Here is a 23,486-nt window from a genome sequence, read left to right on the forward strand (position 1 = left end):
GAATGCAAAGGATTACTGCTACTATGACTAAAGAATTTAGTAAAAAGCATGATGTTCATCTCCTTTTGACATCGGGAAAGAAAGATGGTAATCTTTATAACATGCCAGATGCCCAAAAAATTACTGTTTATGAGCTTAGTATTCCTAGGAAAATCATACGAAATACATTGAATATATTGGCAAAAAAGGGTTTTTTTAATGCTAAAAGGGTTGAGAAATATGGATCTTTGATGTTTCTAAAAAAGCAACGAAATTTTTTGGTTGATTTTATAAATGATAATCAATTCGATTTAGTGGTGGGCTTTGATACTGGGAGTGATCTTTGGATGGCTTCGGTTAAGGAAAGAGTCAAAACACCAATGGTAGGTGTGATCCAAGCATCCTATGATCACTTCTTTGGAAGTTCTGATCGAGGAAATTACAAACATGAGTTCATATTCCAGCATTATTTAAAAAAACTGGATAACCTGATCGTATTATCGGATGATGATAAGAAAACTTTTTTCAATAAGTTGGGGCTTGAGGCAGTTAGAGTATATAATGCTCATGACATGGAGTACGATGAAATTTCCACTTTATCCAATAAGAAATTTATTGCTTTGGGTAGATGTGCGCATCACAAAGGATTTGATGTGTTATTAGAGGGATTCAAAATTTTCGCACTTACAAATAAGGAGTGGACTCTTGATATAGTTGGAGATGGCCCATTAAAGCCTTTTCTAGAGCAGAAAATTGATGAATTCAATTTAAGGGATAGGGTAAAACTTTTTCCATATACTAGTAATGTAAAAAAGCACCTTGCTCAGGCCTCAGTATTTGTATTTTGTTCTAGATCAGAAGGATTTGGAATTGTCCAAATTGAGGCCATGAGTTGTGGTTTACCAATAGTGGCATCGACCATACCAGTAACCCAGGAAATTCTCACCAGCCAGAAGGTAGCCATATTTTATGAAACCGAAAATCCATATTCATTAGCAAAGTCCCTTCATGAAATCATCACTTCTGATTTGAAAAAAATGAGTAAAAATGCAATCCAGTATTCCAAAAGCTTTACTGCAGAAGAGATAGGAAAACAATATGAAGAAATTTTTAATGAAGCTGTAGGATGCGTTCCAGTATACAATATTTGATTAATCTACTTATGCCTCTAATTCCTGAAACCAGGCTCTTTAGTGTAAAAAACAAACTGTATAAGACTGCTGGAGCAAAGCTTGGAGCTGGGGTTCGTATCTGTTCCTCAGTTCAAATTCGCGGTATAGGGGATTTGACTATAGGTGAAAATACCTGGGTGGGTCATAATTGTCACATAATTAGTGCTTGTAAGATTGAAATAGGGAAAAATGTAGATATTGCTCCAAATGTATTTTTCACTACTGGATCACATCATATTGACCTGGTGGGAGATAGGGTGGCAGGTAAAGGAACACAGGAGGCTATCAAAATTGGAGACGGAAGTTGGATTTCCGCTGGTTCAATAATATTAGCAGGGACCTCTATAGGAAGCAAAAGTATAGTCGCGGCAGGTGCGGTAGTCAAAGGTGAATTTCCCCCAAATTCCTTAATCGGTGGAGTTCCAGCAAAATTGATCAAAAAATTGACTTAGCTTTAAAGAGAAATTGAATTCATTTATTAAATATTCAGCTTTTTTTGTGGGTGCTATAGGTATCAATCAGGTTTTTATAGTTAGTCCTGAAGTGAACCAAAGTATTTATTATGGTATCTGTGGTTTGTACTTTGTTCTCCTCTTATTTTCTGGAGGGGCTAATAAGTTAAATTTATTTTTGTGTGGATTTTTGTTTTTTGCAATGGTAAGTATATTGTTGAACAGTATTCCTTCCCAATTTCAACCTTGGTTTAGATTGGCTTCTTTCCTAATTATGATTGGATTGTTAGGACCATTTATTTCTTCCCCCAAATTTTTCGCATTTCGATATTTTACTTTTAGCAAGGTTAACCTGTTCATTTTAATTCTAGGTTCCGCAAGTTTTTTAACCAAAATTCTACCATTAAGAGTTCCTGAGGGAAGGGGGGGCTGGAGCGGATTTTTTGTGCATACCATGATCCTAGGTCCTATGGCTTCTATTTCCTTATTGCTTGCTCTTTATTTATTTTATCATGAAAAAATTTCCAATCGACCCAATAAAAAGTTGATACTTTTATACCAAATTTGTATGTCGTCTTCTTTTCTAAGCCTATTACTAGCTAGTTCTAGAACTGCAATTCTTGCTTGTATTGGGGCTCTTTTGTTTTTTTTCTATAAAATTTACCAGCAAAGGTTATCCAAATTTCTATATACCATTTTAATTATATCTGGTCTCATAGGGTTGTCAAGCCCTATTTGGCTTTCCTATGCCGATGGAATTCAAAATAAAATGCAAGATAGCGATAAAAAGGGTGATCTCGTTGCTACTCGTAGGTCTATTTGGGATGCAAGATTTCTTGAATTTTATGAATCTCCAATATATGGAGTAGGCTTTTCGCACTTAAAATATAATGCAAAAAAAAAGATAGATGATGATGGAAAAGTTGAACCGGGAAGTTCATTCTTAGCCGCCTTGTCCATGACAGGGATTTTGGGGTTTTTGATGCTCATAGGTGTTTTTGTATCCTACATCGCATTTGTAATTAAGGATAAAACTGATATATTGAATATAGGAGTATTAGGTAGTCTTTTAATATTTTTTTCTATACATATGCTTGCTGAAGGATATCTACTTTCTTCTGGTGGAGTAATGTTTTTTTACCTATGGTTATTATTAGGGAATATTGAGATTTTTAAACAAACTGGTAAAATACAGATAATTTAAAGAATGAGGACTTTTATTTTTTGGCAGTATGCTTTAAGCATTCACCAGTCAGCCTTTTTAAAAAATATTGCTAAAAGCAATAAGGTGATTTTATTAGTATCCAAAGAATATAGTGAAAACAGAAAAGCATTAGGTTGGACAGCTCCGAATTTTGGAGAGGTAGATGTTCGGGTAGATGCTTCCTCAAGTCAGGTAGAATCAGTTTTTAAAAATCATCCCAATGCTATTCATGTTTTTGGTGGAATCGATGCATTTCAATTTGTCTATGAGGCATTTAAAAGAGCCATAGCTCTCAATAGTCATATTTTGGTCTATTTAGAAACGGTTAATTTGAAGGGTTTGAAGGGGATTTTAAGATTTATTAAATATAAATTACTTTTTCTGAGGTATGAAAGAAAGATTCAAGGAATTCTTGCCACAGGTTTAACTGCCAGATCCTGTTTTGTAAAAATTGGGTTTCCCGAAAATAAAATTTTTGATTGGGGATATTTTACGGAAAATCCCGAAATGAGGAGAGATACTCAGGTTATGGAAAGAGGGAAACCGAGCTACCTTTACGTTGGAGCACTGATTAAGAGGAAAAACATTCTTTCAGTGTTGAAAACTGTAGAAAAATATTCTGAGCATTTCCATAAATTTACAATCGTAGGTGTTGGGCCTTTGGAAAATGAAATTAAAAAACTGTCTAATATCCATTCTAAAATTTATTTTTTAGGAGGGGTAGTCAATACCGAAGTATTCGAGCAAATGGAAAGCCATGATTATCTAGTCCTTCCTAGTTTTTTTGATGGCTGGGGGGCTGTTGTCAATGAAGCTTTGATGTCAGGAATGAAAGTATTGGTGAGTGAACAATGTGGAGCCAGCGCATTGGTTTCACAACAAAGTGTAGGGTATATATTTAATCCATTTTCAGAGGAATCTTTTGAAAATGCTTTTAAAAAATCTTTGGATTCAGGGATTGTTAATATCGCAACTAGGACTTCAATAAAGGTGTGGGCTTCAAATACAATATCAGGCCCAGTAGTTTCTAATTATTTTGAGAATATTATAGAACATATTTTTGATGGTTCAGACGAAGTTCAATCTGCTCCTTGGCTTTAACTTTTTAAATTTTTATGCAAGTACTACATATTATTTCCACACTAAACAAAAGTTCTGGGGGACCATCTCTAAGTTCATTTACCCTAGTTAAAGGTTTACAGCAAGTTGGGTTAAATATAGAAATGCTCACTTTTGCGCCAAGAAAAGAGAACGAAAGGTTAATTTCAGAAGAAGTTTTTATATGGAAGTTACCCTACTCTCTTTTTCCAAAGTGGGAATATTCCTTATCCGCAATCAAGTTTTTGAAACATAATCATAGGCAGTTTGATATTTTCCATATTCATGGACTTTGGGAATTTTTGCCACATACCGCAGCTAGACAAGCTATAAAATCTAAAAAGCCTTATATTTTCACTCTTCGTGGGATGTTATACCCATCAGCCCTGGAGCATTCTAATTTGATAAAATCAATCGCTTCTAAGTTTTTTCAGGATTGGGATTTAGCGTGCGCTGCTGTTCTACATGCAACATGTGAGGAGGAGTATAGAGTGATAAGATCTTTAAACTTTACTAACCCAGTAGCTATTATTCCTAATCCCATAGCTCTGCCATTTCCATTTGAAGTAATTGAGAAAAAATGTCGTAAGGTAGTTAGGTATGGTTTTGTTGGGCGATTGAATTTTATAAAAAATATCGAAGGGTTAATTGAAGCATGGAGACTATTTTTAAAGGATGTAAATAGCGAAAGAGTTGAGCTTGTGATTGTTGGAGATGGTGAAAAAAAATATAAAAGAAAACTTGAAATTTTAATTCATCGGGCAGAAATTAAAAATATTGCTTTTACTGGATTTTTGGATGGAGAAGATAAAGAAAAAATGATCTCATCTTTTCACTACTTATTATTACCAAGTAAATCCGAAAACTTTGGAATGGTAGTTACTGAAGCCCTTTCAAAAGGTGTTCCTGTAATCGCATCAAAGGGAACGCCTTGGAAAGATTTGGAAGATTTTAGATGTGGGTGGTGGGTAAACAATGAACCGCAGAATTTAAAGTCCTACATATTACGCGCCTTTCATCAAGAAGAGAGTGAAAGATTGAAAATGGGGATAGCTGGCCAGGAGCTAGTTAAAAATAAATATTCCCAAATGGCGGTTGCGGAAGAAATGAAAACCTTATATAAGTGGGTGTTAAATAGAGACACTACTCCTCCAACTTTTTTAAAACTTGACTGATGGTTGAAGAATATACATTTAAGGTCAATTTATCGAAATATGAGAATAAACTCAGTTTTTATAATAAAGCTGGTAGATTTATTTGGGGCTTTGTCTACTTTCTACTAATTAGACCATTTACACTTACTATTTTTAATTCCTTTAGAGTTTTTATCTATAATATATTTGGGGCTAAAATTTCCTATAAGGCTACCATCAATTCATCAGCAAAAGTTTGGGCTCCTTGGAATTTGATTATGGAAAATTACTCTTGCTTAGGACCGAAAGTGGACTGCTACAATCCTGGAAAAGTCACTATTGGACAGAACTCCACAATTTCGCAAAAAGCCTATCTGTGTACAGCTACGCACGATATTACACTTGCCCATCACCCACTTGTTGTTTTTCCCATAAGGATTGAAGATCAGGTTTGGGTAGCTGCAGAATCATTTGTTGGTCCTGGGGTGACGCTTAGACAAGGAGCTGTAGTAGGGGCTCGAGCTGCTGTTTTCAAAGATGTTGATAGTTGGAGTGTAGTTGGAGGAAATCCGGCTAAGTTTATCAAAACTAGGAAATTGGTAGGATGAAAATTAGCGTAGTTATTTTGACATTTAATGAGGAGATTCATCTTCAAAGATGTCTTGATAGTGCAAAGGCTATATCGGATGATATTCATGTGGTAGACTCATTTTCGACAGATAAGACGAGTGAAATTGCCAGAGAAAACCTGGTAAACTTTTATCAGAGAAAATGGGAAAAGAGTCATGCAAAACAACTCAATTGGGCATTAGCAAGCTTACCTTTTCAGGGTGAATGGATATTGAGGTTGGATGCGGATGAATATTTAACCTCAGAACTCATTCATGAAATAGAAAATGAATTGCCTAATCTTACCTCAGAAGTTAACGGGATTTATCTTCCTTTGCGAAGAGTATTTATGGGAAGACACATCAAAAGGGGTGGAGCCAATGGGGTGAAAATATTGAGGTTGTTCCGTCTCGGTAAAGCTATTTCACAGCAAAAATGGATGGATGAACGCATGGTTATAACATCAGGACAAACAGCTTCTTTCAAAGGAGAGTTTGTGGATGAGAATCTGAATGATATCAGTTGGTGGATAAACAAGCACAACAACTATGCTGCGAGAGAGGCAATTGATGTTTTATCATCTAACTTCACTTACTCGGGTAAAAAAGGTCCAGATGAAACGATTTTGAGTAAGGCAAGCCAAAAAGGCCTTTACAATAGATTTCCACTATTTTTTAGATCTTTTCTGTATTTTTTTTACCGCTATTTTATTCAGTTAGGATTTTTGGATGGTAAAGAGGGTTTTGTGTGGCATTTTATGCAAGGTTGGTGGTATAGAACATTGGTTGATGTCCTTCTTCTCGAGGTTCGTGTCAAATATGGGAAAGATACTGAAGCCATAAAAACACATTTTTCAAAAAAATATAACATAGATTTTTAGCTGATTCAATTATGAAAATAAGCATTGTGACTACTAGTTTTAATAGTGCAACCACCATTAGAGATACCATCGATTCAGTGTTAAGCCAGGACTATCCTGACTTGGAATACATTATAGCAGATGGGAACTCAAAGGATGGTACAAAGGAAATTCTTGAATCTTATGACGACCCGAGAATTGTATGGTTTTCAGAATCAGACCGAGGGATATATGATGGGATGAATAAGGGATTAAAAATGGCATCTGGAGAGGTAGTGGGGATATTGAATTCCGACGATTTTTATAAGGATAGCAGGGTTATTTCTAAAATAGCCAAAGAGTTTATTAACACGGATGCAGAAGCTGTATTTGGAGATGTGAGGTTCGTCAACCCCCAAAAGTTAAATAGAACAGTTAGGTATTATAGTTCAAAATTTTTTAATCCCTCGTGGTTTAGGTATGGCTTTATGCCGGCACATCCAACTTTTTTTACTCGAAAAATGTGGTTTGAGGAATTTGGGTATTATCAGACAGACTATAAGATAGCTGCTGATTATGAGTTGTTGACCAGGTTTCTATACAAACATAAACTACCTTATCGGTATGTACCCTTAGATATGATCATCATGCGAACTGGGGGTGCAAGTACAAAATCTATTTACAGTAATTATATTTTGAATAAAGAAATAGTAAGAGGTTGTAAAGAAAATGGCATAAAAACATACCTTGGAGTTTTGGCTTTTAAATACTTTGTTAAAGTTTTTGAATTGATGCCAAGGTGGAAAGTATCCTGAAAAATACTATTTTTGAGCTGTTTTGAATTTTTAATCCATATGCAGTTGCATATAAAAGAGTATAAATGAAAGGAATTATCTTAGCCGGGGGCTCCGGCACGCGTTTACACCCATTGACAATATCTGTGAGTAAGCAGTTGATGCCTATTTATGACAAGCCAATGGTTTATTATCCTTTGTCAGTTTTGATGCTTTCGGGGATAAAAGAAATTTTGATAATTTCAACCCCACATGACCTTTCGGGTTTTGAGAAACTATTGGGTGATGGAAGCCAATTAGGAATAAAATTAAGTTATGCGGAACAGCCTTCACCAGATGGACTTGCTCAAGCATTTATAATTGGAGAGGATTTTATTGGAGATGATGATGTTTGCCTAGTTTTAGGAGACAATATTTTCTACGGAGCAGGTCTTCCCAGCCTTTTAACTACGTCAGCAAGCATTGCCGAAAAGGAGAAAAAGGGGGTTGTTTTTGGGTATTATGTAGAGGATCCAGAGAGATATGGTGTTGCCGAAATTGATGAAAACGGTAATGTCTTAGGTATTGAAGAAAAGCCCAAAGAACCAAAATCTAACTATGCTGTGGTTGGCTTGTATTATTACCCTAATAATGTGGTGAAATATGCAAAGGATATTAAGCCATCTGAAAGAGGAGAGCTTGAGATTACATCCATAAATCAATTATACTTAGAGGATAAGAACCTTAAACTTCAAAAACTAAGTAGGGGATATGCCTGGCTAGATACAGGTACCCATGAATCCATGAGTGAAGCAACAGAATTTGTAAAGGCCGTTGAAAAAAGAACAAGTTTGAAAATTGCCTGTATTGAGGAAGTTGCCTATAGAATGGGATATATTTCTAAGGACGAATTAAGGAAGTTAGGTGAGCCTTTGGCAAAAAGTACCTATGGTCAGTATATTTTAAAAATTGCAGAATAATTTTTATAAAGGGGTTGCTTTCAGCAATTCCCTTTTTATTTTTTTATGACATTAGTTACTGTCTTAATGCCTGTTTACAATGTGGCTCACTGGTTGCCAGAAACCATTCAATCCATATTGAATCAAACTTTTTCGGATTTTGAATTTTTAATCATTAATGATGGAAGCTCTGATAATAGTGCGGAAATCATCAAATCATTCGAAGATCCTCGAATTAGCTATATTAAAAATGAGCAAAACTTAGGATATATTGAGTGTCTCAATTTTGGATTAAGAAGGATCTCTAGCAAATATATAGTCAGAATGGATGCGGATGATGTTTCATTACCTGATAGAATTGCTCATCAGGTTAACTATATGGAAGATCATCCCGAAGTGGTGGTTTGTGGAGGTAGTAGAATTAATATTTTTGAAAATTGCTCGCGTAAACCGCAATTTGTAAAAGCCATAATCAATGAGACAGAACTTTTTGTAAATTCTCTTTTTAACACTTCCATACATCATCCTTGTGCCATTCTTAGAACATCGGTTATAAAAGATAATAAGCTTCAATATGACGAAAGATTTTATTATGCCGAAGATAAAGATCTTTGGCTAAGAATGTCAAGATTTGGTGTACTTGCTAATTTATCAGAACCACTTTTATATTATAGAATTCACAAAAAACAGGTGACTTCATTGTTTCTAGAAATTCAACGGGATAATAGTACTGACATAACTTATGAATTTTTTAAAACTATGGGTGTTTATATTGATAAAAATAGAATTCCATTGCTCAAAAAAATTTGTTATGAAGAACAATGTAAGACTTTAAAAGAGCTCTTCGAAGTAGAACAGTTAATTTTTCAAATAATTGATAAAGCATATACTGTTGAATTTAAGTTTGTGAAAGAGTTAGAGAAGAGTCTTCATGATCGTTTAGCTACAATTGTTTCTAGGTCATCAAGGATTGGACTAGAAGTTTTGGTCTTTGTCCGTAAGAGTGAATTGATGAGTCTATATCAGGTTAGGTTTATGACATATGTTAAAATAATTTCAAGGTGTTTTTATAAAGGTGAAAACCTGTTCTTGAAATTTTTACATAAAAAACTATGGTATTAAGCATTATTGTTACCGCCTATAATTTAGATAGGTATATCGAAGAGTGTATAGAATCCTTAATTTTTGACGAAGATTCATATGAAATTATTGTCGTAAATGATGGGTCTTTTGATAATACCTTGGGTGTTCTTTTAAGGTTGTCATGTAATTACGGGAACATCCGGATCTTGAATCAAGAAAATAAAGGGGTAGGTGCAGCTCGAAATCTTGGTTTAGCATATGCCTCTGGTGAATACATTTGGTTTGTCGATGGTGATGACGTAGTATTCACGGCCAATCTTCAAAAGGCTATTAAGTTGTTGAGGGATTGTGAATTGGATGTTTTGGGTTTTTCTTTCAATTTGGTAGATGAAAAAGGGAGGGAGTCTGATTGGTTAAATTTAAATCCAGTGTTTAATGACTCAAAAATATCCAATGGAGAAGATTTTTATTTACATAATGTGCAATATAATTACATTTGGCAATATATCATTAGAAGGGCTATTCTTGTTAAGAATGGCCTGAATTTTATTACACCCTATAAAATGCAAGATTATGAATTTTTGCCCAGGATGATGTACTGTGTAAAGCGGGTTAAATCATTTACAACGCCATTAGTAAAATATAGACAAAGATTAAACTCTGCTGTTAATAGCGATAATGATTCAGAAAGATTGTTTTTTTATGAATCAATGATTGTTGTTTATAATTGTATTGACTGTTTTAAAGAAGAGGTAGAAAAGAAATCATCTCTTTATAAAGGGTTAGAAAAAAGATGTGAAGACCTTAACCAAATGCTTTATTTAGACTTTTTGAACAGTCAGTTTAGCAAAGAAGAAGAGATAAAACTATATCAGAAGCTTAAATTCTATAAACTTTTTCCATTTAGAAAGATTAAAGGGTTCTCTTACAAAATGAACTTAAGATTAAATTTTTATCGAATTTTACTAAATTTTGATCCATTTTTATTTAAAAAAATTATTAGAACTTTAAATTAGTATGTTTTGAATAAAATACAAAATATTCATTGTAAAGTATCTAAACCCCAGACGGTTCATTGTAATCAGATTTTTACAGGTTTTTATATTTTAAATAAAACTGGAATTATTGACTTAGAAATTTCAAATCTAGATAGTGAGAATGACGGATTTTTTGATGTAGTGATAAATAGTAAGTTAAAAATTAGGTATGATCTTTTGGATGGGTTTAATTGGGTCAATAAGACAAGTGAAATTGATAATTTGAAATATTTCAAAACGGTCACAAAGGGAGTTGATTTTTATTTTAAAAGAAGTTTTCAACCTTCTCTTTATGATTTTGCAAGTCCAACATGTAAGCTCTTTCCCTTAGGCTTCAATTTCAACGTAGTTCCTTCTCCATATTTTTTTCTCAAATCGGATATTGATTCCTTGATTAATACTCCTAGAGTTTTGGTAGAAAAGTTGATTCAGTATTCGCAGGAAAATATTCCTGAAAACATCTATGTTCACCCTCCTGCTGATGAAGATCCATGTCAGATACTTTTTTATACTCGTTTGTGGGATCCCCATGATCATACTGACAATCCTGATTTTGCCTCAGAGTTAAAGGACATCAATTTTTCTAGGATAAGTGCTATTGAAAAGTGCCGAAAAGAATTTGGCAAACAGTTTAGTGGTGGGTTATATGACTCTCCTTTGGCTAGAAGAATGGCGCCTCATTTAATTCTCGAAAAAAGAAAAATTAGAAAGCTGAATTATCTAAAAAAAGTTAAAAAAAGTAACATTTGCATTGCCACTCGAGGACTTCATAATTCTACAGGATGGAAATTTGCAGAGTATATTGCGGTAAGTCGAGCTATTGTAACTGAGCCACTTACTTATACTACTACTGGAGATTTTAAATGTGGGAGAAATTTTTTGGAATTCAATAGTCCACAATCGCTAATTTCCAAGATCCAAAAGTTGTTAAACGACAAGTCTTTAAGGCAAAATATGATGGAGGCAAATTTTGAGTATTATAACTCCTATTTAAAACCAGATCAACTTGTATTAAATTCTTTAAAGAAAATTTTTAATAGTTTATGAGTGAGGTAGTTACGGTTCTAATGCCGGTGTTTAATGCTGCAAATTACATTAGAGAATCTATTGAGTCAATTCTAAGTCAAACTTATAAAGATTTTATATTTTTTATTATCGATGATGGCTCCACTGATGAAACACCGGAAATAATTAAGTCTTATGCTGATCCGAGGATAATTTTCCAAATTAACCCATTTAATAAAGGATATATATATTGCCTTAATCTGGGGATTGAAAGAATTGATTCTAAATATATCGTCAGAATGGATGCGGATGATATTAGTCTGCCGGATCGATTGGGAAAACAAGTTTCTTTTATGGAGACCAATCCTGACGTAGTTGTTTGTGGCAGTGGTAAAATTAACTTTTTGGATGGCCATCCAGAAACAGAAACGAAAGTATTCAATATTACAGATTCAACCGATCTTCTCTTTAGTTCTATTTTTAACACCTCTATACCCCACCCAAGTGCCATTATAAGAAATTCAATCTTGAAAGATCATAAAATAGTTTATAACGAGGAATACTATTATGCTGAGGACAAAGCCATGTGGTTAGACCTCTCCAAGTTTGGCAAATTGGCAAACCACCCCGACTATTTGATCAAATATCGATTACATCAAAATCAGGTTTCTACCACGAAACATACCATTCAAAGGAGAAATAGCCTTGCTAAAACTCGACTAGTATTACTTGACTATGGGGTTCAGCTACAAGAAGAGGATTTGCTACCTCTACAGTATATCTGTTATCCTCAATGTTGTAACTCCTTAGAAGAATTAGGGGATATTGAAAGATTAATTTTGAAATTTATTGAAACTTTTAAATACCATGATGGCTTTCAAAGAAAATTTGTAGAAAGCTTTCTGTTAAATCGAATATTAACAAATGTCACATGGTCTACACCAATTGGATTAGAAATCATGGGTTTTATTAATAGTAGTAAGTATCTAAAATGGGAAATGTTTGATACCAAATTTTTTCTCAAATCATTACTCCGTAGAAAAACTAGGGGCTTATTCCCTTAAATCAAGGTTTATGAGGATTGTTTATTTGATATTGGCCCATAGATATCCAGAGCAACTAATCAAATTGGTTGATAGATTAAATATGGACCACACCCACTTTTTAATACATTGGGATAAAAAAGTTGGTAATAATGATTTTTCATTTTTGGAAAGCACTTTTCTAAAATATGGTAATGTTGAATTTATCAAAAGGTATACTTGTCATTGGGCTGGATTTGGTATTGTTGAAGCTAGCTATGAAGGGTTGAAACTGGTTGTTGAGAAAAACATTCCATGTGATTATTTGTGTTTAATGAGTGGTCAGGATTATCCCATTAAATCTAATGAGTATATTCTTAATTTTTTTGAACGTCATAATGGAAAATCATTCATTAACTACAATCTATTGCCCCATCCAACATGGAGAGATCACAATGGAGGGTATGATAGGCTCACCAATTGGTACTTTGTTACTAAAAGTCAGCAATATGGTTTTCCAAACAAACTATTTAGATCTAGGCCTAGACTTTCTCATTTAATTAAAAATACTATAGGAAAGTTATTTCCCAATAGAAAATTTCCAAGCGGATTTATACCTTATGGAGGGGCTCAGTTTTGGGCCTTAAATATAAAGCATGTGAAATATATTTATGAGGCTATTTATGGCAATCCTGATTTTTACAAATTTTTCAGATATGTTATGGTAGCTGATGAATTTATGTTTCAAACAATTATGGGTAATTATCCGAATCAAGAAGAGTTAGTTAATACGACTCTTCACTTTTTGGAATGGGATAGGGTTGGGGCTATACTTAATTATGGGGATAAAGAAAATATTCTAAATACCGACCATTTATTTGCCCGAAAATTCGATTTTAATGTCGATCCTTCTATAATGGAATATCTTGATAATCAAGTCTTATGAAATTTCCTAAATTTTTCGTATGTCAAAAGTCTTAATTACTGGTTCCTCTGGCTTTGTTGGGAAAAACCTTGTCAAATATCTTGAGTTGGACGATTTTTTTGATGTCACAACTGTAAACAGGAAGCCCCAAATTGAAGATGATAAAAATATTTCCTTTAGTAACTTCTATTTAGATGATTCACTTTTTTTTCATAATTATATTCATCTAGCTGGGAAGGCTCACGATATAAAAAATACATCCAATTCTGAAGAATATTTTGAGATAAACTTTGAGCTATCTAAAAAGGTGTTTCAGAAATTTTTACAAGATTCTGAGGCTGAAACTTTTATTTATATAAGCTCTATTAAAGCTGTTAGAGACTGTGCTGAGACGGTTCTAACTGAAAACCTGGAGCCAGACCCTCAAACAGCATATGGTTTATCTAAATTGAAATCAGAACAGTATATTTTTTCAAATTGCCCAGTGGGAAAAAAGGTGATTATCCTAAGACCATGTATGATTCATGGACCTGAAAATAAGGGAAACTTAAATCTTCTTTATAAATTTATTTCTAAGGGGATTCCTTACCCTCTAGGTGCATATTCCAACATTCGCTCATTTTTAAGTATTGAAAACCTTTGCTTTATTCTAAGCCAAATTATCAAAAAACCAATAGAGTCTGGTGTTTACCATATTTCAGATGATCATCCAATTAGCACGAAAGATTTAATCGAAATAATGGGTGATTCGATTGGCAAAAAATCAAAAATAATTCATATCCCTAAACCTATTATTTCAGGCATTGCTAAAGTAGGTGATCATCTCAGGCTGCCATTGAACTCTGATCGACTTCGAAAGCTTACTGAAAATTACATTGTTTCCAATTCCAAACTAATGCGTACCCTTTTGGTTGAGCTTCCTGTTTCCAGTCAAGAAGGCCTTTTTCAAACGTTTAAATCTTTTCAAAAGCTATGTATTATCTTTTTGCCTTATGCGCTCTTTTAATCACAGAAATTATTTACATCCAATTAGCCAGGAATTATAGAATAGTAGACATTCCTACTGATAGATCATCCCACAAAGTACCAACGGTAAGGGGAGGGGGGGTGATTTTTCCCATTGCACTTATTTTGCCCTTTTATTTTGGCGAAATTAATCAGAGTTTGGTTATCGTAGTTCTTTTGGTAGCGACAATTAGTTTTTTGGATGATATGTTTTCTTTGAGCCAACTACCGAGAGCAATAGCTCAGATAGCTGGAACTTTATACATTTTCTATGATTTAGGTGTTTTTCAAATAGAGTGGTTTTATATTTTGATCTGTACGGTGTTGTTTTTCGGATGGATTAACGCCTTTAACTTTATGGATGGAATTAATGGGATTTCTGTATTATACTGTCTTGTTTCCTTAATTTCTTTCAGTTTTCTTGAAGTCAATTTTATCTATCATGAGACTTTTGTTATTTTGGGGTTAGCCTGCATGGTTTTTTCAGTTTTTAACTTACGTCAAAAAGCAGTGGCTTTTTTAGGGGATGTAGGGAGTATTAGCCTTGCTATAATTCTCGGGTATTTTATGGTGCACACAATTGTTCAAACGGGGAATTTCTTTTACCTTATATTCTTCTCAATCTATGGTGTTGATACCATTATTACAATTTTTATTCGCCTTATTAAAAAGGAGAATATTCTTCATCCTCATCGATCACATTTGTATCAATACTTGGTCAATGAGCGGGGGATAAGTCATCTTACGGTTTCAGCCACATATGCTATTTGTCAATTGCTGCTAAATACGGTTTTAATTCATTTAGTGGGCATGGAGAATATGACAGCAATTACTTTTACATTGACTTTATGCTGTATCTTCTTTCTTTACACTTTTATCCGAATTAACTATAAGATCAAACCTATGTCCTGATTTTACCTATATTCGCGTAAAACATAAAAGGGCCAAACGTATTCGTTTGGCCCTTTTATATTCATTAAAAATTTATTGTGACAAAATTTTAGCAACTCTAAAGTCATCTTCATCCACCTCTTTGTCGTCCACAATTGCTCTCTTAATTGGTGTGTATACAATTTTATTATTTATTACTCCAGCCATGACATCTTCTTTTCCATGTATTAAACCTTCTACTGCCGCAACTCCTAATTTACTAGCTAGTAACCTATCGAACGAAGTAGGTGAGCCACCTCTCTGTAAATGGCCTAAAATAGTAACTCTAATATCATAGGTTGGTAAAAACTTTTTGACTTTTTTGGAAATCTCCAAAGCCCCACCACTTTTTCCTCCTTCAGCGACAATGACTATATTGGATTGCTTTTTGGCTTTTGCCCTTGACTTTAACCTTTCGATAAGGCTCTCCACAGGCATTTTCCGCTCTGGAATTAAGGTTGCGGCTGCACCACTACCAATTCCCGCATTTACGGCAATGAAACCTGCATCGCGACCCATTACTTCAACAAAGAAAAGTCGATCATGGGAGCTTGCCGTATCCCTAATCTTATCAATTGCCTCAATTGCCGTATTGCACGCAGTGTCAAAGCCTATCGTGCTATCCGTACCAGAAAGGTCATTGTCAATAGTGCCCGGTAGCCCTATGGAAGGGATGCCAAATTCCTTATAAAAGAGATGGGCACCAGTTAGGGATCCGTCCCCTCCGATTACAACCAAGGCGTCTATGCCATGTGATTTTAAATTTTCATAGGCAGTTTTTCTACCCTCTGAGGTCCTGAATTCTTGACTTCGGGCTGATTTCAAGAAGGTGCCCCCTCGTTCCAGAATATAAGCTACATCTCTGTTCTCCAGTTTTTTGATGTCATTTTGGATCAATCCTTCATATCCCCTGAAAATCCCATAAACTTCCAGATTGTAATATTTCGCCGATCTTACGACTGCTCTGATGGCTGCGTTCATCCCCGGGGCATCTCCCCCAGAAGTGAGCACACCGATGCGTGTGACCGTTTTATTTGCCATTTTATTTATTAATTGTGTTCAGGTGTTTAAACATTAATTCTGCAGATGCCAAGTTTGTGGCTAGGGGAATATGATGGACATCACATATCCGCATCAACATTTGCACGTCAGGTTCGTGGGGGTGCTTATCCAAAGGGTCTCTAAAGAAGACAACCATGTCCAGCTCTTTTTGTGCTGCCATAGCTGCTATCTGAGCATCACCGCCCATGGGCCCCGAGAGTAATCTTTGGACTTCGAATCCGGCTCTTTCTATATGGAGGCCTGTAGTGCCGGTGGCCACAAGTTTTATGTTTGCTCCTTTGAGCTTTTGTTTGAAGCCGCTAAGAAAATGAACCATATCAGCTTTCTTGCCGTCATGGGCAATTAGGGCAATTTTCATATGTTAGTTTAATAGGTTTGGTATAAAGTTAAAAAAATACATTGAGCATAAACCATTTTATGAGAATTTTAGAAAAATTATCCGGGATCCACATCAACGATAAACCTCGCTGATTTAAATGATTTATCTGCTGATAACTCTTCGATCATCTCGATCATATGGTGTTTGAAGGTTGCTGGAGCATTATTGTTTTTGTCCAACTTCACCAGTATTTCAAAAATATATAGGTTTTTTATCTTCGCAATCAATGCCTTTTCCGGTCCTAATATTATCTTTTTGACCTTAATAGTGGCTAGCAGGTTTACCAAATGCTTAGCCGCCCGCTCTGCCACGTTATACTCTTTGTGCTTTACACTGATTTTGATAGCCTTAATGAATGGTGGGTAAAAAAAACTTTTTCGTTCCCCCATTTCCTGCAAGTAAAAATTCTTATAGTCTCCGTTTATGATCGAATTATAAATTGGATTGTCCGGTTGTCGGGTTTGAATGATTACGGAACCTATTTTTTCTCTTCGCCCGGCCCTGCCTGCCACTTGTGTGATTTGCTGAAAAGCTCTTTCTCCTGCCCGATAATCCGGAAAATATAGAATCCTATCAGCATCCACTATACCCACCACTGTCACTTTATCAAAATCCAGCCCTTTGGTCACCATCTGAGTACCTACCAAAATATCGATATTTCCTTGGCCAAAATTCTCCAACAACTTTTGAAAGCCATATTTGCTTCTGGTGGTGTCCATATCCATTCTCGCAATTCGGGCTTCAGGGAATAGCATGGAAAGATTTTCCTCAATACGCTCAGTTCCCTGACCCACTGTGGTTATCTGTACACTTCCACATGCCTCACATTTCTTTGGGAGTTTTTCCTTAAACCCACAATAATGACAGCGCATCTCCTCGCCAAATTGGTGATAGGTCAAGCTGACATCACAATGTTCGCATTCCGGTATCCATCCACAGTCCTCACAATTGACAAATGGTGCATATCCACGACGGTTTTGGAAAATTATGACTTGTTCCTGGTTGTTGAGTGCGGCTTGAACCTTTTCCCGGAGCTGCCGTGTAGTATCTAGCTTCAGCAGGTTCTTTTTCTTATCGCTCAAAATGTCCGATAGGACATAATCTGGAAGTTGGGCATTGCCATACCGATGAGTCATTTCCACTAGCCCGTATTTATTCTGTCGTGCATTATAGTATGACTCAAACGATGGTGTGGCACTGCCCAACAACACCTTCGATTGGTGAAGGTAGCCCAGCATTATGGCGGCATCCCTTGCTTGAAACCTCGGTGCCGGATCAAATTGCTTATAACTAGTCTCATGCTCTTCATCAACTATGATAAGGCCTAGACTGTCAAAAGGAAGGAATAAAGAGGATCTCACACCCACGACCAAGGGAAAGCGACCACTTAATACTCCTTGCCAAACTTCCACTCTTTCATTGTCGGAATATTTGGAATGAAATACCCCCATCTTTGAACCAAATACTTTTTGGAGACGGTTAACTATTTGGGTAGTTAAGGCAATTTCTGGTAATAGAAATAGGACTTGGGAGCCACTTTCCAATACCTCCTCAATCAATTGGATATAGATTTCAGTTTTGCCACTTCCTGTAATTCCATGCAGGAGAACAGTCTGTTTGTCTTCAAAATGAGCCTTAATGGCTTTCACCGATTCTTCCTGATTTTCAGATAAAATTATAGGCTCCGTATCAATGACCTGTGTTTCATCAAATCTGCTAATCACCTTTTTGTACTCTTCAAAAATCCCATTCTTGACCATGGTTTTTAGAGTGCTTGGGGATGAACCTGCTTCTAAAAGCAGCTTTTTCTCTATCCCTAAGGTATTTAGTTCAGGTTTTTGATAGATTGGCACCATTTGAAGGTATCGAAGCAACATGCCCTCCTGCTTGGGTTTTTTTGAAAGTAATTCAAATAGGTCTTCCAAAGCAGATTTTCCCACAACATACCCATCTATAAGCTTGACTCTACTTTCTATTTTAGGCGAAAACTTTTCCTTTACTTGGTCAAAAATTAATATAGCCTCCTTAGCCACTAAACTTTTGATAATGTGATGCGCTGATTTTAACAGTAATAACTTTCCGCATTCCTCATACGTCAGCTCATCCTTGGTTTCCAGCTGGTCCAAGATCACTTGCTCCCTTGGGTCAATGGGGTATTTGGTTTCAAGGGGGTCGAAATTTGGGTTCAGCTGGACCTTGCTTTCACTACTTAATTTTAGACCCGAGGGCAAAGCTGCATTCATCACCTCTCCGATATGGCAACAATAATATTCCGACATCCAGGTCCAAAACTTTATTTGGATAGGATTGACACTTGGCTGGTTGTCCAAAAGCTCAAGCAGAGGTTTGGCTTCATATTCTTTAGGGGGTTTTTGATGGACCTTACCAACAATTCCAGTCAAAACCTTCCTTTTTCCAAAGTGCACCATTACCCGTTTACCAATTTGAATTTCATTTAGAAATTCAAATTGGACTTTATAAGTGAACATTTTTGGGATAGGAACAGGGAGGATAATGTCGGCAAAATAACTAGCCTGATCAGGTGCGGAATTATCAAATAAAGTGTTGTCAATCATCTAATTCAGCTTTGGTAATTGATTCAAGGCCTCCTGAACGGTACCTACTGGTTGTTTACAGGTTTGGTTAAAACAAACGAAAATTCTAGAATCACCTACCTCAAAAGTTTTTCCTTCCAATAGTGGAGGGTAGGTGGTTTTTTGAGAGGAGAATCCAAAAATTGCATTCGGATGAAATTCAGCTGCAAATTCTTCGGAAAGCTTTTCTGCATCTGAGCCCACTATCGCTACTTCTCCAGTCGATAAATGGGTTTCCAGATAATGTAAAGCCCAATGAGCCATGAATGTTGGATCAGATAGAATTAATTTATTTACCATTGCAAGCATCCTTTTGGAAAGGTTGAGATATTCATTATTGTAATAATACAATCCCAAAAAATGGAGATTTCTGGCCATTTTAGCATTGCTTGAGGGAATTACGTTGTCGAATATTTCTTTCTTATTGGCAATTAGTCGCTCAGCTTTGGGATTATTGAAGTAGAGTAGCGGTTCCTCTTTGTCTAGAAAATTCTTAATTACCATTCCGGCCATATCATTTGAATGCTCAAGCCAATTTACATCCCCGGTCATTTGATACAATTTGATCAACGCTTCTATTAAGGCAGCATAATCCTCTAAAAACGCATCATTATAAGCCGTACCTTCTTTATATACCCTGTAAAGTCTTCCATTGAGGTATACCTTCTCTATTAAAAACCTAGCTGCGTTCAAGGCAAGTGTTTTATATTCCTCTTTGTGATAGGCAAAATAACAATCCACCAAGCCTGTGATAGCTAAGGCATTCCATCCAGTCAATATTTTGTCATCTAAACCAGGTTTTGGCCTGTTTTCCCGATGGGAGTACAGCAGGTGCTTGATTGCTTTTAACTTCGTGTGAAGATCAACTTCAGTAAATCCACTTTTCTGGGCCAATTGGTTATAATCTAAGGTCTGAAAAAGTATGTTTGCACCATCTTCCCAGTTTCCAGGATCTTTAATATTATACAAGTCCCTAAACCAGTCATAATCCTCTCCAAGGAGATCCTTTAGATTTTGAGCTTTCCAAGTATAGAACTTACCTTCTTCTCCCTCGCTATCGGCATCTATTGCGGCATTGAAGCCTCCCTCTGGCTGTAGCATGTCGTTCTTTAACCATTCAATTGTTTCTTCAATTTTTTCCTTAAAAAACTCATCTCCACTGCTCTGATATGCTTTTGCGTATAGCGAAAGAAGCTGGCCATTATCATAAAGCATCTTTTCAAAATGAGGGGCAAACCATTCTGCGTCCACCGAATATCGAGCAAAACCGCCACCGATGTGGTCATAGATCCCACCCATTCCGATTTTTTTCAACGTGAAAAGAACCTTGTCTTTAACTTCTATATTTCCAGCAATTTTAGCATAACTCAGCAGAAATTCCCAAATGGCAGGCATTGGGAATTTCGGGCTTCGAGATAGCCCTCCCCACTGATCATCAAATTGACGCAAAATTTCTTTCGCGGCTTTATGAATCACCTCACTGTTTGTTTCCATTTGCTCATCCGAAAGCCCATATTTATCCTTCTCAAGCCTGGCCAGTGTTTCACCAAAACCATCCGCACTCTCTGAGAGCTTGTCATAATGAAGTTCAAATGCCTGAGAGATGTTTTTCAGCAAAGCCTTAAAATTCTTATTCGGGAAATAGGTGCCGCCGTAGAATGGTTTTTGGTTTGGCAAAAGAAACACATTTAGCGGCCATCCACCGTTCAGTCCCATTGCTTGTACGGCATCCATGTAAATATTGTCCAAATCGGGGCGTTCTTCACGGTCGATTTTTATACAGACAAAGTGCTCATTCATGAGCTCGGCGGTGGCATCGTCCTCAAAGCTTTCCTTCTCCATCACATGGCACCAATGGCAGGCAGAATAGCCAATGCTCACCAAAATGGGTTTATTTTGCTCTACAGCCTGCTGCAACGCGTTATCGTTCCATTCCTGCCAGTCTACAGGGTTGTAGGCATGTTGCAGTAAGTATGGACTTTTACTGTTGATCAATCGGTTAGCTTTCTTCATGGTTGGTTAGCTGGTTATGGATTTGTTGCTTCTCAGCTGAGAAATCTAGGTTTTTTGGCAATTGATCTATTTTTTGTAATAATCTATTTAAAAACTTTTGATGTGCTTCAGAACTAGGATTGAAAGGCTTATGCAAGAGATCCTTCTGGATTGAAGTGATCATGTGATTCAACTTTGACTCATCTTCCCTCAGAAAGGTCTCTTCAAATTTCCCCCAAATGTAATCCTCAGCCATTGCGGTAGGATGCAATAAGTCTTGCTGATAAAATCGGTAATCCCTCAAATCATCCATCATCAGTTCAAAGCTGGGGAAATAATTGACGTCTTGATATCGCTCAGTCAATTGATGGGTGAACACTCTTAACAAGCTTTTGCTCACTTGGTTTTCGGAAACTCCATCTTTGATGTGCCTTACCGGACTGACAGTGAGAATTATTTGTATTTCAGGGTTGATTTCTTTAAGGCTGCTGTAAAAACCATCAAAAGCTTTGTTCATTTCTTCCAACTCTAACATGCGCTTCTTAAACAGGCTTGCAGGTTGCTTATGACAGTTGGCCACCACTTGACCTGTCACCAAATGTTCATAGACATAGGAAGTCCCCAAAGTTATAAAAAGATGTTTTGAAAGCTTCAGGAATTCAGCAGACCTCTGTAGCTTCTCACCAATTAGCTGATTTAAAGATTCTTTAGAATCGGCCCGTAAATCTGAGTGTGTTTGGTAATGCATATAATTGCCGGAAGCCTCAAGGAGCAAGGAAGGCTCAAGCTGATTTCCGAGCAAAGAATGATGTAGTAGCTGAAATAGAGATACTGGGTTAAAAATAATTCCAAATGGATTTGATAAAATCTGATATTTTCTTTCGCTCAACTTTTTGCCGAGCATATTGGCAAAACATGACCCCACTGAAAGAACCTTATGGGAGTGGGAGACGGGCACGGGAAAAATGGGTATTGGAAAAGTGATGCGAAAATTCATAACCTAAAAATAAGAATTAAGAGCGAATGACACATAAAAAAAAGCTAAGAACGTAAGTCCTTAGCTTTCTACATTTGAATTAAAATAGAGTGCTTACTCAGCTACTACTTCAAATTTCACGTTAGTTTTCACTTCTCTGTGAAGATCAATCTCAGCTTCGTATTCACCGGCTCCAACTACTGGAGAAGTGATAGCGATTTTCTTTCTGTCTACATTAATGCCTTTGATTGCAAGAGCGTCAGAGATCTGAAGTGTGGTTACCTTACCGAAAATTTTACCTGAATCACCGATTTTCGCTTTGATTTCCAAAGTTGTTTTTTCGATTTGTGCAGCTAAATTTTCAGCTTCAGTTTTGATTTTTTCTGCTTTATGAGCAGCTTGCTTGATATTTTCTGCTAGGATCTTCTTGTTAGAAGTAGTGGCCAAAACAGCGAAACCTTGAGGGATAAGGTAGTTTCTACCATATCCGGGCTTTACTGCTACCAAGTCGTTCTTATAGCCAAGTCCTTTTATATCTGTTTTTAATATAACGTCCATTGTCGTATTGATTTATAAATATGGGATAGAACAGGGCGGATTACTTCAATCCGTCAGTCACGTAAGGCAATAAGGCTAGATGTCTAGCTTTTTTGATAGCCGTAGCAACTTTTCTCTGGAATTTTGCCGAGTTACCGGTCAATCTTCTAGGAAGGATTTTACCTTGCTCATTTACAAACTTCAATAAGAAGTTAGGATCTTTGTAGTCGATATACTTGATGCCGTGCTTCTTGAAGCGGCAGTATTTCTTTCTGTTTTCTCCTCTGTTGATTGGTTCGTTCTTAAGTGTCATTTTGCAGCTTCCTCCTTAACTTCAGATTTTTTGTTAAATTCACCTTTTCTTCTTCTTTCTGCATAAGCCAAAGAATGCTTATCCAAAACAGTGGTCAAGAAACGCATAACTTTCTCGTCTCTTCTGAACTCAAGCTCAAACTTCTTGATGAAGTTAGGGTCTGCGTTGAATTCAACCATTACATAAAAACCGGTGCTTTTTTTCTGAATTGGGTAAGCCATTTTCTTAAGGCCCCAGTTCTCAACATTTACGATTTCTGCCCCCTCTTCTTTTAACAAGTTCACGAACTTGTCTACGGTATCCTTCATCTGAACATCAGACAAAACGGGAGTTAAAATGAATACCGTTTCATAATTTTTTTGGAACATTTGTTTTTTCGTTTAATTTTTAAATATTTAAACAGACCGCA

The 23,486-nt window shown here is 36.1% G+C and carries 24 protein-coding genes; 16 read left to right on the forward strand and 8 right to left on the reverse strand.

The features are described 5' to 3' along the window. Positions 1-2: 2 nt before the first annotated feature. From FPL27_RS08555 to FPL27_RS08630, 16 genes are all read left to right on the forward strand, one after another. Entirely contained in the window at positions 3-1,130 is a 1,128-nt protein-coding gene (locus tag FPL27_RS08555) for a glycosyltransferase (protein ID WP_221936588.1), read from the forward strand. Positions 1,131-1,141: 11 nt separating this feature from the next. Then, positions 1,142-1,603: an acyltransferase gene (locus FPL27_RS08560; protein ID WP_221936589.1), complete on the forward strand. Its 462-nt coding sequence runs from the start codon at positions 1,142-1,144 to the stop codon at positions 1,601-1,603. A gap of 13 nt (positions 1,604-1,616) precedes the next feature. Next, entirely contained in the window at positions 1,617-2,807 is a 1,191-nt protein-coding gene (locus tag FPL27_RS08565; protein ID WP_143960699.1) for an O-antigen ligase family protein, read from the forward strand. A gap of 3 nt (positions 2,808-2,810) precedes the next feature. Next, the gene (locus tag FPL27_RS08570; protein WP_143960700.1) at positions 2,811-3,908 is read left to right on the forward strand and encodes a glycosyltransferase family 4 protein; all 1,098 of its coding nucleotides are present in this window, start codon (positions 2,811-2,813) and stop codon (positions 3,906-3,908) included. Between the two features lie 14 nt (positions 3,909-3,922). Next, positions 3,923-5,080, forward strand: a complete 1,158-nt coding sequence (locus tag FPL27_RS08575; RefSeq protein ID WP_143960701.1) for a glycosyltransferase — start codon at positions 3,923-3,925, stop codon at positions 5,078-5,080. Further along, the gene (locus FPL27_RS08580; RefSeq protein ID WP_143960702.1) at positions 5,080-5,646 is read left to right on the forward strand and encodes a putative colanic acid biosynthesis acetyltransferase; all 567 of its coding nucleotides are present in this window, start codon (positions 5,080-5,082) and stop codon (positions 5,644-5,646) included. The genes FPL27_RS08575 and FPL27_RS08580 overlap by 1 nt, the downstream gene beginning before the upstream one ends. Continuing rightward, a complete protein-coding gene (locus FPL27_RS08585) occupies positions 5,643-6,527 on the forward strand; it encodes a glycosyltransferase family 2 protein (protein WP_143960703.1) in 885 nt (294 codons plus the stop codon). The genes FPL27_RS08580 and FPL27_RS08585 overlap by 4 nt, the downstream gene beginning before the upstream one ends. Before the next feature lie 11 nt (positions 6,528-6,538). Continuing rightward, complete coding sequence (locus tag FPL27_RS08590) at positions 6,539-7,300, forward strand: glycosyltransferase family 2 protein (RefSeq protein WP_143960704.1); 762 nt, start codon at positions 6,539-6,541, stop codon at positions 7,298-7,300. A 65-nt stretch (positions 7,301-7,365) separates the two neighbouring features. Further along, on the forward strand, positions 7,366-8,238 hold the full coding sequence (rfbA, locus tag FPL27_RS08595) for a glucose-1-phosphate thymidylyltransferase RfbA (RefSeq protein ID WP_143960705.1): 873 nt from the start codon (positions 7,366-7,368) through the stop codon (positions 8,236-8,238). 45 nt (positions 8,239-8,283) lie between these two features. After that, entirely contained in the window at positions 8,284-9,339 is a 1,056-nt protein-coding gene (locus tag FPL27_RS08600) for a glycosyltransferase family 2 protein (protein ID WP_143960706.1), read from the forward strand. Further along, entirely contained in the window at positions 9,330-10,316 is a 987-nt protein-coding gene (locus FPL27_RS08605; protein ID WP_143960707.1) for a glycosyltransferase, read from the forward strand. The genes FPL27_RS08600 and FPL27_RS08605 overlap by 10 nt, the downstream gene beginning before the upstream one ends. 6 nt (positions 10,317-10,322) lie before the next feature. Next, positions 10,323-11,384 (forward strand): glycosyltransferase, encoded by a 1,062-nt coding sequence (locus FPL27_RS08610; protein WP_143960708.1) that lies wholly within the window; start codon positions 10,323-10,325, stop codon positions 11,382-11,384. Further along, the gene (locus tag FPL27_RS08615) at positions 11,381-12,406 is read left to right on the forward strand and encodes a glycosyltransferase family 2 protein (protein WP_143960709.1); all 1,026 of its coding nucleotides are present in this window, start codon (positions 11,381-11,383) and stop codon (positions 12,404-12,406) included. The genes FPL27_RS08610 and FPL27_RS08615 overlap by 4 nt, the downstream gene beginning before the upstream one ends. Before the next feature lie 10 nt (positions 12,407-12,416). Then, the gene (locus tag FPL27_RS08620) at positions 12,417-13,310 is read left to right on the forward strand and encodes a beta-1,6-N-acetylglucosaminyltransferase (RefSeq protein WP_143960710.1); all 894 of its coding nucleotides are present in this window, start codon (positions 12,417-12,419) and stop codon (positions 13,308-13,310) included. Positions 13,311-13,329: 19 nt separating this feature from the next. Continuing rightward, complete coding sequence (locus FPL27_RS08625; protein ID WP_143960711.1) at positions 13,330-14,295, forward strand: NAD-dependent epimerase/dehydratase family protein; 966 nt, start codon at positions 13,330-13,332, stop codon at positions 14,293-14,295. Continuing rightward, the gene (locus FPL27_RS08630; RefSeq protein WP_143960712.1) at positions 14,262-15,206 is read left to right on the forward strand and encodes an MraY family glycosyltransferase; all 945 of its coding nucleotides are present in this window, start codon (positions 14,262-14,264) and stop codon (positions 15,204-15,206) included. The genes FPL27_RS08625 and FPL27_RS08630 overlap by 34 nt, the downstream gene beginning before the upstream one ends. 72 nt (positions 15,207-15,278) lie before the next feature. Here the strand turns inward: FPL27_RS08630 and pfkA are convergent, their stop codons facing one another. From pfkA to rpsF, 8 genes are all read right to left on the reverse strand, one after another. Beyond that, positions 15,279-16,265, reverse strand: a complete 987-nt coding sequence (pfkA, locus tag FPL27_RS08635) for a 6-phosphofructokinase (RefSeq protein WP_143960713.1) — start codon at positions 16,263-16,265, stop codon at positions 15,279-15,281. A gap of 1 nt (position 16,266) precedes the next feature. Continuing rightward, positions 16,267-16,644 (reverse strand): methylglyoxal synthase, encoded by a 378-nt coding sequence (locus FPL27_RS08640; protein ID WP_143960714.1) that lies wholly within the window; start codon positions 16,642-16,644, stop codon positions 16,267-16,269. Positions 16,645-16,721: 77 nt separating this feature from the next. Continuing rightward, the gene (priA, locus tag FPL27_RS08645) at positions 16,722-19,241 is read right to left on the reverse strand and encodes a replication restart helicase PriA (RefSeq protein ID WP_185974332.1); all 2,520 of its coding nucleotides are present in this window, start codon (positions 19,239-19,241) and stop codon (positions 16,722-16,724) included. After that, entirely contained in the window at positions 19,242-21,272 is a 2,031-nt protein-coding gene (locus FPL27_RS08650; RefSeq protein WP_143960715.1) for a thioredoxin domain-containing protein, read from the reverse strand. After that, complete coding sequence (locus tag FPL27_RS08655; RefSeq protein WP_143960716.1) at positions 21,259-22,248, reverse strand: GSCFA domain-containing protein; 990 nt, start codon at positions 22,246-22,248, stop codon at positions 21,259-21,261. Before FPL27_RS08655 ends, FPL27_RS08650 begins: the two co-directional genes overlap by 14 nt. A 93-nt stretch (positions 22,249-22,341) precedes the next feature. Next, positions 22,342-22,785 carry a 50S ribosomal protein L9 gene (rplI, locus tag FPL27_RS08660; protein ID WP_143960717.1) on the reverse strand — a complete coding sequence of 148 codons (444 nt, stop codon included), beginning with the start codon at positions 22,783-22,785 and terminating at the stop codon, positions 22,342-22,344. Between the two features lie 40 nt (positions 22,786-22,825). Continuing rightward, entirely contained in the window at positions 22,826-23,077 is a 252-nt protein-coding gene (gene rpsR / locus FPL27_RS08665; RefSeq protein WP_143960718.1) for a 30S ribosomal protein S18, read from the reverse strand. Next, entirely contained in the window at positions 23,074-23,445 is a 372-nt protein-coding gene (gene rpsF, locus FPL27_RS08670) for a 30S ribosomal protein S6 (protein ID WP_143960719.1), read from the reverse strand. The genes rpsR and rpsF overlap by 4 nt, the downstream gene beginning before the upstream one ends. Positions 23,446-23,486 lie beyond the last annotated feature (41 nt).

It is taken from the genome of Litoribacter populi (assembly GCF_007483685.1).
GTDB lineage: Bacteria > Bacteroidota > Bacteroidia > Cytophagales > Cyclobacteriaceae > Litoribacter > Litoribacter populi.